Origin of the sequence: Rhizobium sp. Root1204 (assembly GCF_001424965.1) — a bacterium.
Taxonomy (GTDB): domain Bacteria; phylum Pseudomonadota; class Alphaproteobacteria; order Rhizobiales; family Rhizobiaceae; genus Pararhizobium.
The window spans coordinates 139,583-153,595 of record NZ_LMCZ01000005.1 but is presented as its reverse complement, the minus strand read 5'-3'; the positions used below and the strand labels follow the sequence as shown (position 1 = coordinate 153,595).

Annotated in this window: 12 protein-coding genes; 2 read left to right on the top strand and 10 right to left on the bottom strand. The window is 58.7% G+C overall.

Features of this window, described 5'->3' with window-relative positions; translation table 11 throughout:
* Positions 1 to 10 precede the first annotated feature (10 nt).
* Positions 11 to 1,465, bottom strand: a complete 1,455-nt coding sequence (locus ASC96_RS07210) for an NAD-dependent succinate-semialdehyde dehydrogenase (protein ID WP_060502448.1) — start codon at positions 1,463 to 1,465, stop codon at positions 11 to 13.
* A gap of 163 nt (positions 1,466 to 1,628) precedes the next feature.
* On the opposite strand from ASC96_RS07210, the gene ASC96_RS07205 reads away from it, so the two are divergent.
* Positions 1,629 to 2,672, top strand: coding sequence for a tartrate dehydrogenase (locus ASC96_RS07205; RefSeq protein ID WP_060502361.1), 1,044 nt, complete (start codon positions 1,629 to 1,631; stop codon positions 2,670 to 2,672).
* A gap of 29 nt (positions 2,673 to 2,701) precedes the next feature.
* On the opposite strand, the gene ASC96_RS07200 is transcribed toward ASC96_RS07205, so the two are convergent.
* Both ASC96_RS07200 and ASC96_RS07195 read right to left on the bottom strand, forming a co-directional pair.
* Positions 2,702 to 3,178 carry an Lrp/AsnC family transcriptional regulator gene (locus ASC96_RS07200; RefSeq protein ID WP_060502360.1) on the bottom strand — a complete coding sequence of 159 codons (477 nt, stop codon included), beginning with the start codon at positions 3,176 to 3,178 and terminating at the stop codon, positions 2,702 to 2,704.
* A 116-nt stretch (positions 3,179 to 3,294) separates the two neighbouring features.
* Complete coding sequence (locus ASC96_RS07195; RefSeq protein ID WP_060502359.1) at positions 3,295 to 4,149, bottom strand: GNAT family N-acetyltransferase; 855 nt, start codon at positions 4,147 to 4,149, stop codon at positions 3,295 to 3,297.
* A 261-nt stretch (positions 4,150 to 4,410) separates the two neighbouring features.
* On the opposite strand from ASC96_RS07195, the gene ASC96_RS07190 reads away from it, so the two are divergent.
* Positions 4,411 to 5,874 (top strand): aldehyde dehydrogenase family protein, encoded by a 1,464-nt coding sequence (locus ASC96_RS07190; RefSeq protein WP_060502447.1) that lies wholly within the window; start codon positions 4,411 to 4,413, stop codon positions 5,872 to 5,874.
* Between the two features lie 66 nt (positions 5,875 to 5,940).
* On the opposite strand, the gene ASC96_RS07185 is transcribed toward ASC96_RS07190, so the two are convergent.
* The 7 genes from ASC96_RS07185 to ASC96_RS07155 form a co-directional block, all read right to left on the bottom strand.
* Positions 5,941 to 7,620, bottom strand: coding sequence for an ABC transporter ATP-binding protein (locus ASC96_RS07185; RefSeq protein ID WP_060502358.1), 1,680 nt, complete (start codon positions 7,618 to 7,620; stop codon positions 5,941 to 5,943).
* A 3-nt stretch (positions 7,621 to 7,623) separates the two neighbouring features.
* Positions 7,624 to 8,466, bottom strand: coding sequence for an ABC transporter permease (locus tag ASC96_RS07180; protein WP_060502357.1), 843 nt, complete (start codon positions 8,464 to 8,466; stop codon positions 7,624 to 7,626).
* Positions 8,466 to 9,416 (bottom strand): ABC transporter permease, encoded by a 951-nt coding sequence (locus ASC96_RS07175; protein ID WP_060502356.1) that lies wholly within the window; start codon positions 9,414 to 9,416, stop codon positions 8,466 to 8,468. The genes ASC96_RS07180 and ASC96_RS07175 overlap by 1 nt, the downstream gene beginning before the upstream one ends.
* Before the next feature lie 86 nt (positions 9,417 to 9,502).
* Complete coding sequence (locus tag ASC96_RS07170; RefSeq protein WP_060502355.1) at positions 9,503 to 11,119, bottom strand: ABC transporter substrate-binding protein; 1,617 nt, start codon at positions 11,117 to 11,119, stop codon at positions 9,503 to 9,505.
* Between the two features lie 481 nt (positions 11,120 to 11,600).
* A complete protein-coding gene (locus ASC96_RS07165; protein ID WP_060502354.1) occupies positions 11,601 to 12,221 on the bottom strand; it encodes an alpha/beta fold hydrolase in 621 nt (206 codons plus the stop codon).
* A 27-nt stretch (positions 12,222 to 12,248) separates the two neighbouring features.
* Positions 12,249 to 12,677, bottom strand: coding sequence for a hypothetical protein (locus ASC96_RS33735; RefSeq protein WP_244481929.1), 429 nt, complete (start codon positions 12,675 to 12,677; stop codon positions 12,249 to 12,251).
* Positions 12,678 to 13,057: 380 nt separating this feature from the next.
* Entirely contained in the window at positions 13,058 to 13,810 is a 753-nt protein-coding gene (locus ASC96_RS07155; RefSeq protein ID WP_244481927.1) for a pseudouridine synthase, read from the bottom strand.
* Between the last annotated feature and the right edge of the window lie 203 nt (positions 13,811 to 14,013).

Below are 14,013 nucleotides of genomic sequence, written 5' to 3'. Positions count from 1 at the left end.
TCCTTGCCAATCACAGCCCGCCGATATGGAACGTCTTGGTCTCAAGATATTCCTCGATACCGAGCTGCGAACCTTCGCGGCCGAGGCCCGATTGTTTGATACCTCCGAACGGCGCAACTTCCGTCGAGATCAGGCCAGTGTTCAGCCCCACCATACCGGTCTCCAGCGCTTCTCCCACGCGAAAAGCCCGTGCCAAGTCGCGCGTGTAGAAGTAGGACGCCAGGCCGAAGGGGGTATCGTTGGCAATGGCGATGGCCTCCTCTTCCGTGTCGAAACGGAAAAGCGGAGCCACTGGCCCAAATGTTTCTTCCTGCGCCAGCATCATCTGCATATTGGCGCCGCTCAGAACAACCGGCGTGACGAACTGCGCGCCCTCAGGCCCGGGCGCGGCTGAAGAGACAATTCTAGCGCCCTTGGCGAGCGCATCGGCGACGTGGCGGCTGATCTTTTCCACCGCCGCCGTGTTGATCATCGGCCCGATATCTATGCCCTCCGCAAGACCGTCGCCAACCTTCAAGGCCGAAACACGTGCCGCCAGCTTTTCCGAAAAGGCATTGTAGATGCCGGATTGAACGAGAATGCGGTTGGCGCAGACGCAGGTCTGGCCGCCATTACGGAATTTCGACTGCAGCGCACCTTCGACGGCGAGATCGAGATCCGCGTCGTCGAACACAACGAACGGCGCGTTGCCGCCGAGTTCCAGCGACAGCCGTTTGACCGTGCTGGCGCATTGCTGCATCAGAAGCGAACCAACCCGCGTCGAGCCGGTAAAGGAAAGTTTTCGGACAACCGGGCTGGATGTCAGCACACCGCCGATCACCTCGGGCTTGCCTGTCAACACGTTGACGACACCGGCCGGAATGCCGGCACGCTCGGCCAGAACCGCCAGCGCCAGCGCCGAAAGCGGCGTGAAGTCAGAGGGCTTTATGACGACCGTGCAGCCGGCAGCCAGTGCCGGCGCCACCTTGCGGGTGATCATCGCATTCGGGAAATTCCATGGCGTGATGATGGCGCAGACGCCCACGGCCTCTTTCATCACCATGATCCGGCGGCCCGCCGTCGGTGACGGGATCGTGCTACCGGCGATGCGGCGCGCTTCTTCGGCGAACCATTTGATAAAGGCATTACCATAGGCGATTTCGCCGCGCGCTTCGGTCAACGGCTTGCCCTGTTCGAGCGTCAGGATACGAGCGAGATCTTCCGTATGCCCGGCCAGCAGCGCCGACCAGCGCTCCAGCAGTTTTGCACGCTCGGCAGCCGGTCGGGCACGCCATTCCGGCAGCGCCCTTTCAGCCGCGGCAATCGCTTCGACAGCATCTTCAGCCGTGCAGTCCGGCACATGCGCAATCATCTGTCCGTTTGCCGGATTGACCACGGCCATGCGCGCTCCATCGGAAGCATCACGCCATTCGCCACCAATCAGGCAGCCGGTTCTCAGAAGGGTGGTATCGGAAAGCCCAAGCATGAAAAGTGTCCTTTCGTCTTGATCCATATGTGCAACGCAAAGCGCGGGCGATCCTGCGGTTCTTTTCCGGAGGTGGGCAGAATATGCTGTGCTTTCGAAGGAGACCGGCAGCAAATCACGGGCGGGTCTGCGACCCTTGTGCGAAAGACATGAGGAGACACGGATGGGCGCTCACAAGATTGCATTGATCCCCGGTGACGGGATAGGAACCCCGGTTACGCAGGCGGCTTGGCAGGTCGTTTCACGCGCTTGCGCGCTTGGTGGCGCTGAATTGGACGGAACATGGTTCGACTGGTCCTGCGATACCTTTCTGAAGACCGGGCGTATGATGCCGGAAGACGGGATCGAGACACTTCGTGGGTTCGACGCCATCCTGCTCGGCGCCGTTGGTTGGCCGCAGAAAGTTCCGGATTCGGTTTCGCTGCATGGGCTGCTTCTGCCCATCCGCAAGAATTTTACCCAATACGCCAACATCCGTCCGCACCGGCTTCTGCCAGGAGTGGTTGGCCCGCTGCGAGCCGGAGATTTCGACATTCTCTGCATCCGCGAAAATACCGAGGGTGAATATTCCGGTGCCGGTGGCCGCGTGCATCAGGGCACAAGCGACGAAGTGGCGGTCGAAACCTCGATCTTCACCCGCAAGGGTGTGGAACGCATTCTCCGTTTCGGTTTCGAACAGGCTCGCAAGCGCCGCGGCAAGCTGGCTTCGGTGACCAAATCGAATGCCCAGAAATATTCGATGGTGTTCTGGGACGAAGTGACCGATCAGTTGGCCGCCGAATATCCGGATGTCGAGGTCTCGCGGTATCACGTCGATGCGATTGCCGCCCGTTTCGTCATAGCACCCGAAACGCTCGATGTCGTCGTCGCTTCCAATCTGTTTGGTGATATCCTCACCGATCTCGGTGCCGCCATCCAGGGGGGACTCGGCTTTGCGGCTTCGGCGAATATCAATCCTGACCGCAGCGCGCCATCGATGTTCGAGCCGGTTCACGGTTCGGCGCCGGATATCGCCCATCTCAACATAGCCAATCCGATTGCAACGATCTGGTCGGCAGCGATGATGCTCGAGCATCTGGGCGAAACCGCATCGGCCGCCCGTGTGATGGCTGCGATCGAAGCGGCCACTGCAGCTGGAATCGGCACCCAACCGGGCCAGAATTCGACCGGCGAAATCACCAAGGCAATCATCAATCAGATGTCTTGATAGGCGATGAAGGTAACGCGCCTGCTCCGTTATTCTGGAAACAGGGTGCGCAGCGGCAGGTGCCGTTTCACGAAGGGTGATTTCATAACGATGAAGCTGAAATATTTGTCGATACCGATCTCGGCTTCGAGCAGGCGCTCCATCAGTTCCTGATAATCGGAAATACTGGCTGTGACGAATTTCAGCAGATAATCATAGCCGCCGGAAATGAGATGGCATTCGATTGCCTCCTCGACCTTTTCGATCGCCTGTTGAAAACGCGAAAAATCGTTCTGGCGATGATTGCTGAGCGTCACCTCGGTGAAAACCGTCACGGTGGGGCCGAGCTTCGCCAGGTCGATATGGGCGGAATAACCGGTAATGTAACCGACCTGCTGCAGCTTTTTCACCCGCATCAGGCATGGGCTGGGCGACAGGTGAACGAGGTCGGCAAGTTCAACATTGGTCAGGCGGCCGTTCTTCTGCAGCTCGTGCAAAATCCGAATGTCAATGCGATCAAGCTTCACGTGCGTTCCCTTGTTTTATCGAGCCTTTGAGACCATCCCCGGAGTGATATCCGGGCCTTGGCGATCCTGCCGGAACACGAAGAGCGTGTCGCAGGCCTCCCGTTACCTCTCTTATGTCATCCCAGCGCTTGGTTGGCCAATCCATACACCGTCAGTTCCGGCTCTGTGCCGACCGGCTCCAACTGCATCGTGGTGACATGATCAATAAGCGCAAGCCCCGCCTGTTCAAGCGCCGCCTGCAGGGGGCCGTTCGGATGGCGGGTATCCATGCGCAGAAAATTGCCTTCGTGCAAGGCGATCAGCGGCCGGATCAGACTGATGGCATCTTGTTCGCTTGCTGCCACGACCGGGCCGAGCACATGACCGCGGCCAAAGCGGCGACACAGAGCATAGCCGTGGATCTTTCCATGGTCTTCCAGAACCATCGCTTCCGACAGCGGCAGAAGATGATCGATCACATGGCTGCGGTCCGATCCGAAACCACGGCGATCGGTCTCGATGACCGCCTGCCGATCCGCATCTGTCATCGGGCGCACACGGGCGTCTTCGCCCGGTAGTGCGATGGCCACCCCTTGATGTTGCAGTACCAGCGCAAAGGGCTGAAAACCCATGGAAAGGTAGAGATTGTATGCCGCCTTGGTGGCATTCAGGCGGCGTACCTTGCCTTTTGTCCGCTGCAGCATTTCATCCATCAGCCATCTGGCGGCGCCATGATTCTGAAGGCGTGGCGAGGTGATCACCATGCCGATATTGGCAACGCCTTCGCCGAGTGGAAACAGCATGGCAGAACTCACTGGCCTCCCGATCTCATCGAACGCGATGACCCCTTCACCAAGCGCCAGCGCAACGGCCCAATCTTCCGGGCGATGCGGCCAGTTCACGGCAATCGAAAGCTCATGCAGACGCGGAATGTGCTTCTCTTCCATAGGGACGAGCTGAAGCTCGAAATTGTCGATTTTTCTCGTTTCCATCCCGGTATCCGCTTATGGCCGCCTCTAACAGAACGACAGTCTAGAGACGAACGGCAGCATTTTCCGCGCTTTAATCTTGGTTACGCATCATTTTCTTCTGCAGCGATTTCAGCAGGCCGGCGCTCAAGGCGCAAATGCGCAGTATCTACGGCGGGCCAAGGCCGATACGGCATAAATGCCCACGCGCTTTCCGTTAGCCTGTCAGCACCATGGCCGGGCTCCCGCCGTCGGCCGATTGCTCAAGAACGGATGGACCTGCGCATGACACTCTCCTTTGATCCTGCCACGCTTCGTCTCCCGAAAGGTCATTATATCGGCGGCCGTTACGTCGAAGGCGCAGACGCGCTGGAAATCCTGCGACCGAGCGATGGCAAACCGCTGGCTGCCATCCCGGTCGCCGATGCGGCCCTGGTGGACGAGGCCATCCGGATTTCGGCGAAGGTGCAGCGCGAGTCCGATTGGGCGACCTGCATGCCCCGCGATCGCGCCCGCGCCCTGCATCGCTGGGCTGACCTCATAGACGAGGACGCCGATTATCTGGCCCAGTTGGAGGCCGTGTGCTCGACAAGACCGATCACCCAAGCGCGCCAAAGCGATGTGGTCGCCTGTGCCGACCACATCCGCTTCTTTGCCGAGTTTGCCGACAAGGCTGGCGGTCAGGTGGTTCCGACGGCCAACGCGCAGATGGGCATGATCCTGCACGAGCCTTATGGCGTGATCGGCGCGATCGCTCCTTGGAACGTGCCGCTTTCGATGGCCGCCTGGAAGCTCGGACCGGCTCTCGCCGCCGGTAACGGCATCGTCATCAAGCCCTCGGAAATGACGCCTTTTTCGACGCTCTATCTCGCCGAGCTGGCAGTGAGGGCTGGCATCCCCGCCGGTCTCGTCAATGTCGTGCTCGGGGATGGTCCAGTCACAGGCACTGCCATCACCACGCATCCGTTGGTCGGCAAGATCAGTTTCACCGGCTCCACCCGCGCCGGTGCGCAAATCATGCAGGACATTGCCCGCACCGGCATCAAGCCGATGACGCTTGAGCTTGGTGGCAAGAGCCCACAGGTGGTGTTTGCCGATGCCGATATCGATCTCGCCGCCGCCTGTATCGCCCGGTCGATCACCGGCAATGCCGGTCAGGTCTGCGTGGCCGGATCGAGGTTGATCGCCGAAAAGCCGGTGGCGGAAGAGCTCGCTGCCAAGATCGCTGGTCATATGACGGCGATGCGCCCGGGCAAGACATGGGATGAAAGGACGATCTACTCGCCGATCATCTCTGAGGCACAGATCACCCGTATCGAAACGATCGTCGATGCCGCCCGCTCTGCCGGTGCCGAGATCGTTGCCGGTGGCTGCCGGATGGAATCCGATGGCTATTTTTATGCTCCGACCATCCTTGCCGGGGTGGACGAAAACAATCCGGCGGTGACGGAAGAGATTTTTGGGCCTGTTCTCAGCATCCAGACGTTTGAAAGCGAAGAACAAGCCACTGCACTCGCCACGCATCCGACTTACGGTCTGGCATCGGGTCTATTCACCCGCGATCTATCGCGGGCGATACGGATGTCTCGCAAGCTTGAAGCCGGCACCGTCTGGGTCAACCGCTACGGTCGTTCCCGCGACATGATCCTGCCGACCGGCGGCTACAAGAGTTCGGGCCTTGGCAAGGATCTCGGGCGCGAGGCTTACATGGGCGCGATGCGCACCAAATCGGTCCTCATCGACCTCTGATTCCGCAAACGCACAATGGCCCGGTGCGACCCTGGCCATTGTGCGTTTGTATCGACATCTTCAACGTCAGGCGTGAGCGAATTTGCGCACCAGTTCCGGGTCCTGCTTCAGGTTGTCGAGCCATCCCGGATCGAGCGTCGGCAGCGACGAGGCCAGCAGTTTCGTGTAGGGGTGACGTGCCTCGGCGTGCAAATCGGCCGCCGCAAAGGTTTCCAGCTTCTTGCCGCCGAACATCACCATTACCTCGTCGCAAAGCGATTGCACGGTGTGGATATCGTGGCTGACAAACAGATAGGATAGATGCAGTTCGCGCTGTAGCTCCTTCAGCAGTTCCAACACCTTGGCGGCAACGACGGTATCCAGCGCCGAGGTGATCTCGTCGCAGAGCAGCACGTCGGGCTTGGCAGCCAACGCACGGGCAAGATTGATACGCTGGCGTTGACCACCCGACAGTTCGCGCGGAAGCCGGTGGCGGAACTGCGCCGGCATGCGAACCATGTCCAGGAGTTCGATCACCTGTTTGTCGCGCGTCTCGCCCTTCATGCCGTGATAGAAGGTCAGTGGCCGGCCGATGATGTTGCCGACTGTCTGCGCCGGATTGAGTGCGGTATCCGCCAATTGGAAGACGATCTGCATTTTGCGCAACTCTTCCTTGCTGCGGGCACTGACCTGCGGCCGAAGGTCTTTCCCATCGAGAACGCAGGCGCCGGAAGCCGCCGGCAGCAGGCCGGCGGCAACGCGCAGAAGCGTGCTCTTGCCGCAACCGGATTCGCCGATCACACCGAGCGAATGCCCCCGTTGCAGGGCAAAGCTGACACCGTCAACCGCGATGATATGCGGCTTGCCGTCGCTTTTCATATTACCGTAGCCGGCAACGACATCGCGCATTTCCAAGACCGCACCATTGGCGAGGCGCGATCCGGCCGCTTTGGCTTCCACCGGCTCGAAAGCCGAAATCAACGCCTGCGTATAGGGATGCGCCGGGGCTCCGACGATCTGCTCAGTCTTGCCGGCTTCCTGAATCTCGCCGTCCTTCAACACGATGATGCGATCGGAAATCTGCGCCACGACCGCCAGATCGTGAGACACGTAAACGCCGGTCATGCCGCGGTCGAGAATAGCCGACTTGAACGCCTTCAGGACCTCTATCTGGGTGGTGACATCGAGTGCCGTCGTCGGTTCATCGAAAACGACCAGCTCCGGGTCTCCGAGCAGTGCCATCGCTGCCGCCAGGCGCTGTATCTGGCCGCCCGATACCTGATGTGGATAACGGTCACCGATCGTTTCTGGCGAAGGCAGAGAGAGGCTTCTAAACAGGCCGATCGCCTTGTCACGCGCAGATGCCTTGTCGAGAATGCCGTGAATTTCGGCAACTTCGACGACCTGATCCATAATCTTCTTGGACGGATTGAATGAAGCTGCCGCACTTTGCGGAACGTAGGACACTTTGTTGCCGCGCAGTTTTCGACGCGCGCCTTCGTCGAGCGTGATAAGGTCGACGCCGTCAAACAGCACGCGGCCGCCGGAAAAATGGCAGCCCGCACGGGCATAAGCAAGCAGCGACAGAGCGATCGTCGTTTTGCCTGAACCGGATTCGCCGATCAGTGCCAGCACCTCGCCGCGACGGACATTGAAGGAAACACCTTTGAGGATTTCTATAGTGCGGCCGCTGTCGGTGGTGGCTGTAACCCGAAGGTCTTTGATACTGACCAGCGTTTCGCCCGCGGTTTTTGGATATTTGGTCATGGTCTACTCCAACTGGTCGCGGATGCGCTGCGGCAGGTTATCGATCAGAAGATTGATGGCGAGGGCAAGGCTCGCCAGCGCCAGTGAAGGCACGACCACGGCCGGCGATCCGTAGGAAATGCCGATCATGTTCTCGCGCACAAGCGCCCCCCAGTCCGCGTTGGGCGGCTGCACGCCAAGACCAAGGAAGCTCAGGCCCGACAGAAGCAGAATGATGTGTACGAAACGCAGGCCGAGATCGGCCATGATCGGTCCGGCGATATTCGGCAGGATCTCGTGGATCATTATATAAAAATGTCCCTCCCCGCGTGCCCGGGCAGCGGAGATGAAGTCGAGAGCATTGACGTTGACGGCCATCGAGCGGGTGAAACGGTAGCATCCAGGGAAGAAAATGACGGTGATGGCGCCGATCAGGATCGGAATGCTGGAGCCGCCGCCTGCAACGATGACCAGCGCCAGTAGCAGGTTGGGAATGCCGACAAATGTATCGATGGCACGGCTGAGGATTGTGTCGAAGACACCTCCGAACGCTGCCGCCAGCAGGCCGAGTGTGATGCCGATCAGCGCGGCAAGAATTAAGCCAACGAAAGCGATGCCGATCGTATAGCGCGTGCCGACGATCAGGCGGGAATAGATGTCACGGCCGAGATAGTCTGTGCCGAGCCAGTATTCTTTGCTCATCGGGCCGAAATAGTCGTAGCTGACCATATCGCCGGCCGGATAATGAACCAGCAGCGGCGCAAAAAGAGCGACGATAATCCAGAACAGGACAACGAGCAGACAGACAGCGGCGATGGGCCGGATCTGGAAGCGGATCTTGCGTCGTGGCGCGGTGGAAACGGTCATCAACGCAACCTCGGATTGGACAGGATGGCGATGATATCGGCGGCGGTGATCAGCACGAGATAAAAGCCGCAGAAAATCATCGAACAGGTCTGGATAAGCGGCATGTCACGGGTAGAGACGCCATCCACCATCAATTTGGCAAGGCCCGGATAATTGAAGACCGTCTCAACGATGATGACGCCGCCGAGAAGGCCTGACATGCTGAGCGCGACGGAATTGACGATGGGCGCGACGGAGTTCGGTAGCGCATGGCCCAGCACCATGCGGCTGCGCGAGGCGCCCTTAAGCATGGCCATTTCGACGTAAGGAGTAACCATGGCATCGGCGATCGCTGCGCGCGACAGGCGGATCATCTGTGAGCAGCTGCCGAACACCAGAACCGAAACCGGCATGATGTAGGCAAGCACAACAGTATGCAGGTCCGCGGTGGTCGGAATGAAAGACAATGCCGGCAGCCACTGCAAATAAACCGACAGCCACATGACCAGCAACGTGGCGATCATGAATTCCGGGAAGGACACGAGCATGATGGCGACGGACGAGATTGCCCGGTCAAAAATTGAACCCTTCCAGATCGCCGCGAAAATGCCAAGACTGAGCGCCAATGGAATGGTGATCGCCATGGTGACGGCAGCAAGCGTGAGCGAGTTGGGGAGACGTTCCGCCACGAGACTTGCAACCGGCCTGTCGGATACGTGCGAATATCCCAGATCACCAGTGAGCAGGCCAAAGATCCATTCAAAATAACGCAGGATGGCTGGCCGGTCGAGGCCGAGCGTTTCCCGCAACTGCGAAGCAGCCTCCGTCGTGACGGCTTGGCCGAGCAATTCCTGCGCCGTATCCCCAGGCAGCAACTCCGTAATGAAGAAGACCGCCAGTGATACGAGGAACAGCGATAGAATGGCGACCGCCAACCGCCCGCCGATCATCTCTAGGATGCGTTTATTCATATAGGCTGCGCCTCTTGCTCAGTCAGGGAATCCAGTGCCGCAAACCCGGCAAACAGGATGCGCGGTCTCCCGCGCATCCTGTTTAATCAGGCATCAAGCCAGACGGTATCGGCAATATTATAGCCCTGAAGCATGCCGAGCGGATGCGGATTGAGACCGCCGACCTTGGTGCTCATGGCATCGGCGCTGGCGATATAGGCGGGGATGATCGTTGCGGCGTCCTTTGCCACCATCGCCTGCATCTCGCCGTAGATCTGCTTGCGCTGGGCTTCGTCCAGAGAACCGCGTGCTTCGAGCAGCATCTGGTCGAATTTCGGGTTGACGTAGCGGCTCTCGTTCCAGGCGGCATCCGACTTGTAGAGCAGTGAGAACAGGATATCGGCGGTTGGGCGGGCATTGATATTGCCGAAGTGGAACGGTGCCTTGATCCACTGGTTCGACCAGTAACCGTCAGCCGGCATGCGCTGCACGTCGATCGTGACGCCAATCTTGGCGGCATCCTGCTGCAGCACCATCGCCATGTCCGGCGAGGCCTTGGCGGCTTCCGAACAAACCAGCGGGATGCCGACACCGAGAAGGCCGGCCTTTTCGAAATGGTGCTTGGCGCGTTCCGGGTCGAAGGCCGGCGGCACGACTTCGGCGTTGAAATAGCGGCTGGCACGCTGGATCGGCTGATCGTTATGCGGCTCGCCGAAACCACGCAGAACCGCGCGGTTGATGGCATCGCGGTTGATGAGGGCGCGAACGCCGTCGATGAAGTCCTTCTTCGAACCCGGCTCCATGTCCATGCGGATATTGAGATTGGTATAGCTGCCGCCGGGCGCGACCATCAGGCGCAGATTGGGGTTGGCCTTGACGAGCGGCGCCGAGCGGGCATCCATCGAAGCGCCGATATGGATATCACCCGAAAGCAGTGCATTAAGGCGGGCGTTTTCGTCCGGGATACCGAACATCTCGATGCTGTCGACGAAAGCGGCATCCGACTTGAAATAGTTGGGGTTCCGCTTGCCGACGGTGCGGATGCCGGGCTCAAACACTTCCGTTATGTAAGGACCGGTACCGACTGCCTTGGTGAACTCCGTCGTGCCATCGGGGATGATGACGAAATGGTAGGTTCCCAGGATTGCCGGAAGGTCGGCATTGGGCTGATCGAGTTCGATACGGACCGTATTCTTGTCCACGGCTTCGATCTTGGTCATCGCCTTGGCAAGGGCATTGGCGCGCGAGGTCAGTTTCGGATCGACATGGCGGCTCAACGAATAGACCACGTCGGCGGAATCCATCGTCTTGCCATTGTGGAAGGTGACGCCTGTCTTGAGCTTGATCGTCCACACCTTGGCGTCCGTGGTATCGAAGCTTTCGGCCAACTCCATCTGCGGCGTGAACGAGTTATCAAGCACCGTCAGCTTGTTGTAGAAGGTCGACATGCGCATGTAATCTCCCTGGGCGGAGGCGCGCACCGGGTCCAGCGTATCGGCCGTCGAGGTGGAATTGAGCGCGACGCGCAGTGCGCCACCGCGCTTCGGCGTCTGGGCAACAGCATTTCGTGCTGAGCCGGCGAACATGCCGGCGGTGGCGGCAACGACGCCGCCGGCGGCCAGCATGCGAAGGAGATCGCGTCGGGTCGCACCGCGACGAATGGCATTCTCGACTGCGCTGTCGTCGTTCCGGTTAAAGCGGGACTTATCGAACTGATGTGTCATGGCGATGCTGTTCCCTATTGTTATTGATTGGAGGGTTGCCTTTGCATCTTTGCCCTCCCCGAGGGGACTGGCAAAAAGCAGAGAAACTCCGCCCGCTCACTATGGCGCGCCATTCGATGAAAGTTACGCGGTTTTCAGGACTGCGACCGCATAATGTTTTATGAAATGTTGGCGGACAGGCGTTGTGTGCTGTGCGTCACAGTTCACCCCCATTTCACCTGTGGCCTGTTGATTATGGAATGGTCTGCCCCTCCGAGGGCATTGAGTGGTTCCGACCGGCGTGGTGCATCGCTTCCAACCCGGAGGACGCCTGTTCTTAGATGACGATGACTACGCTGCCTTTGCCTAGCTCCGGGCGGATTTCAGGGGCTGTGGCATTTCTGCAGGTCGATATTATCCACCAACTCCACCATGCTTTGTTAGCCTGTTGCGGGTAGAAGAGGCACGCGCCTGAGTGTTGCCCCGTAAATCAGTTCCTGTCTCAGTGGGACATGCCGGATTTGATCGCTTCTCCCGCAAATGCCTCGCCGCTTTGCACCTGGGGCAGGTCGTAATTTCTACGCGACTTCGCTTTCATTTTCAGCAGGGACAGCAATTCATAGCCTCCCGTCCATCGGCCGAAGCCGCTCCCGATGTTGATATGACCGGCTGGCCCAAGGTTTCTGACCTGCGTCTTCCAGAGGCGGGCGTAGAGGGAGAGGCTTTCCAGAGGCATATAGATATCGTTCAAGCTTCCGACAGTGATTGTTGGAAAGGGCAGAGCGCGTGTGGGCATCCGGCCAAAATGGATTGCACCTGGATGGAGTTTTTCCGTCGTCGACAGATCGCACGGCGCAACCAGCAATGCACCTTTGATCAATCTCGCCGTGGGCCTGTCTGCACATTTTGCCGCCAGCAGGCAGCCAAGACTATGGGCGACGATGTAGGCTGGCCCTTCGTGAATCAGCACCTCTTCAAGGCGGTTCGTCCAGGCTTCAACTCTCGGAGATTTCCAGTCGTCCTGCTCGACCAGCCGGCTTTCGGTGTTATCATTAAGCCAGAACCGCTGCCAATGCCCGTCATCGGACCCGTTCAACCCAGGCAAGATCAGGGTGGGTGTCATATGTTTGTTCCTCACTGTTGAGCGCCGTCAGCTTTGGAAATAGGGAGACCGCTCCAGTGCAGAGATTTCCTGTGAAATCTCGGTTATGCGCTCGCGCAGATCACACCGTGCCCGGTAACCCATCCTGGAAAAACCTGCGTCGTCCAGGTCCAGTTTCGCTTCCAGTTGATCCCTCAGGGTCTGAAGGCGGTCAAAATGTCTGATCAGGCTCATTATGTCCTCACGTCTGCAGAGCGCTTCCCATGACCTGCCGATCCGGGTAGAGGGAATATTATTGTCCATAAATTCAGTAGACAAAAGAAACGACCGGCTATCGATGATCGCGATTGCGGAAATTCGCCACTGCTGTTCATGGAGTGCGTAGAAAAACGCGACGGAGAATGTGTTTTTCAGCTTCCGGCATGGCGTGGACATCCATGCCTGCCGGGACCCTCCGCCTGCGGAGGCTTTCCCCATGCCCCATGAGCCTCAGCGGATGGACAGGCTTCACTGTGGGTACAAAAATGCGGATTGGGATCAGACTTTGGACAAAACGTTTAATTTCGAGAAGGCTGCGGGATGTCATTCGTTGTTTGCAGGTGTTGCATCGAGCATACTGACAACGGTTGAAGTTCCAGATGCCCTCTCCTCCCGGGCCATCTTTTCAACTGTTCCCTCTGGAGGTTGATCCTTCAAAACTCAGGGTCTCCGTTTACTGGAGGCCCTTTTTTCTGGCTTGGTCTTGAAGCTCAGGCACATCTCAACCTGACGGGAGCCTTGGCACCCGATGGAACGTCGATTTGAAGTAGCGTAGCCCGATATCAAAGTGATAATGGAGCGATGCGGTTTGAGGGCTCCTAACCGGTTTTTGTCCGCCGGCGCAAAATCTCGATCTCGTGGTGCTCAAGCGCGCGGGCTTTGCCTTTCGCCAGGTCACCCAGCTTTATGTCGTCGATTGCCACCCGGATCAAACGAAGGCATTCGATATCCAGCCCTTTGAGCATTCTGCGGATCTGCCGGTAGCGGCCCTCCCGCAATTCGACTTCAAGCCACGTGTTTTTATCTCCTGCGCGCAGGATCTTGACGGATGAAGCGCTGAGCATTTCGCCGCCCTCGCTGACGCCGTGGCGCATCTGGGCAATCATGTCATCGGTCGGCATGCCCTTTACCTGCACATGATAAATCTTCCCGATATGGGTGACCGGGTCGAGCAGGCGCTGAGCGAGCACCGTATCGTTGGTGAACAGCAGCAAGCCCTCGCTCGCCTTGTCCAGGCGGCCGATGGGGGAAAGAAAAGGGTTGTCCATCTGTGCGAGGCAATCAAAGACCGTTGGCCGCCCTTCCGGATCGACCCTCGTGGTCACCATGCCCCTTGGCTTGTTGAGCATGAGATAAACGCTGGCTTCTGCAACAATGCGAACACCGTCGACCGCGATCAGGTCGGTATGAACGTCTGCCCATGTCAGGATATCAGTGACCACCCGGCCGCCGAGTGTCACGCGCCGTTCGGCCACCAGCTTTTCGGCTTGTGTGCGGGAGCAATAGCCAAGTTTGGACAGTGCACGGCAGATGGTTGCGCGCGCGCCGTTATCAGATGCCTGTTTTGCCAAGACGAAGTATTCCAGGAGCTTTGCTGTCTGAACTGCGTTTAGACAGGCAATATTGTTTGCTACTGCGCCGCCCATCTGCAGGGCGTTGCGCGATCAAACGTGGATGGTATCGAAATCCCGAAAAACTGCAACGGGTGCTCCATAATGGCCGAGTGATGTTGTCAGAAATCTGGCCGTCCCGAACGTCGGGCCAGGGCTTCTCA

What these genes read in the sequence shown, in the direction of transcription:
- ASC96_RS07210 (WP_060502448.1), bottom strand. Translation starts at nt 1,465, where the DNA reads ATGCTTGGGCTTTCCGATACCACCCTTCTGAGAACCGGCTGCCTGATT.
- ASC96_RS07175 (WP_060502356.1), bottom strand. Translation starts at nt 9,416, where the DNA reads ATGAATAAACGCATCCTAGAGATGATCGGCGGGCGGTTGGCGGTCGCC.
- ASC96_RS07205 (WP_060502361.1), top strand. Translation starts at nt 1,629, where the DNA reads ATGGGCGCTCACAAGATTGCATTGATCCCCGGTGACGGGATAGGAACC.
- ASC96_RS33735 (WP_244481929.1), bottom strand. Translation starts at nt 12,677, where the DNA reads ATGGGGAAAGCCTCCGCAGGCGGAGGGTCCCGGCAGGCATGGATGTCC.
- ASC96_RS07190 (WP_060502447.1), top strand. Translation starts at nt 4,411, where the DNA reads ATGACACTCTCCTTTGATCCTGCCACGCTTCGTCTCCCGAAAGGTCAT.
- ASC96_RS07170 (WP_060502355.1), bottom strand. Translation starts at nt 11,119, where the DNA reads ATGACACATCAGTTCGATAAGTCCCGCTTTAACCGGAACGACGACAGC.
- ASC96_RS07180 (WP_060502357.1), bottom strand. Translation starts at nt 8,466, where the DNA reads ATGACCGTTTCCACCGCGCCACGACGCAAGATCCGCTTCCAGATCCGG.
- ASC96_RS07185 (WP_060502358.1), bottom strand. Translation starts at nt 7,620, where the DNA reads ATGACCAAATATCCAAAAACCGCGGGCGAAACGCTGGTCAGTATCAAA.
- ASC96_RS07195 (WP_060502359.1), bottom strand. Translation starts at nt 4,149, where the DNA reads ATGGAAACGAGAAAAATCGACAATTTCGAGCTTCAGCTCGTCCCTATG.
- ASC96_RS07165 (WP_060502354.1), bottom strand. Translation starts at nt 12,221, where the DNA reads ATGACACCCACCCTGATCTTGCCTGGGTTGAACGGGTCCGATGACGGG.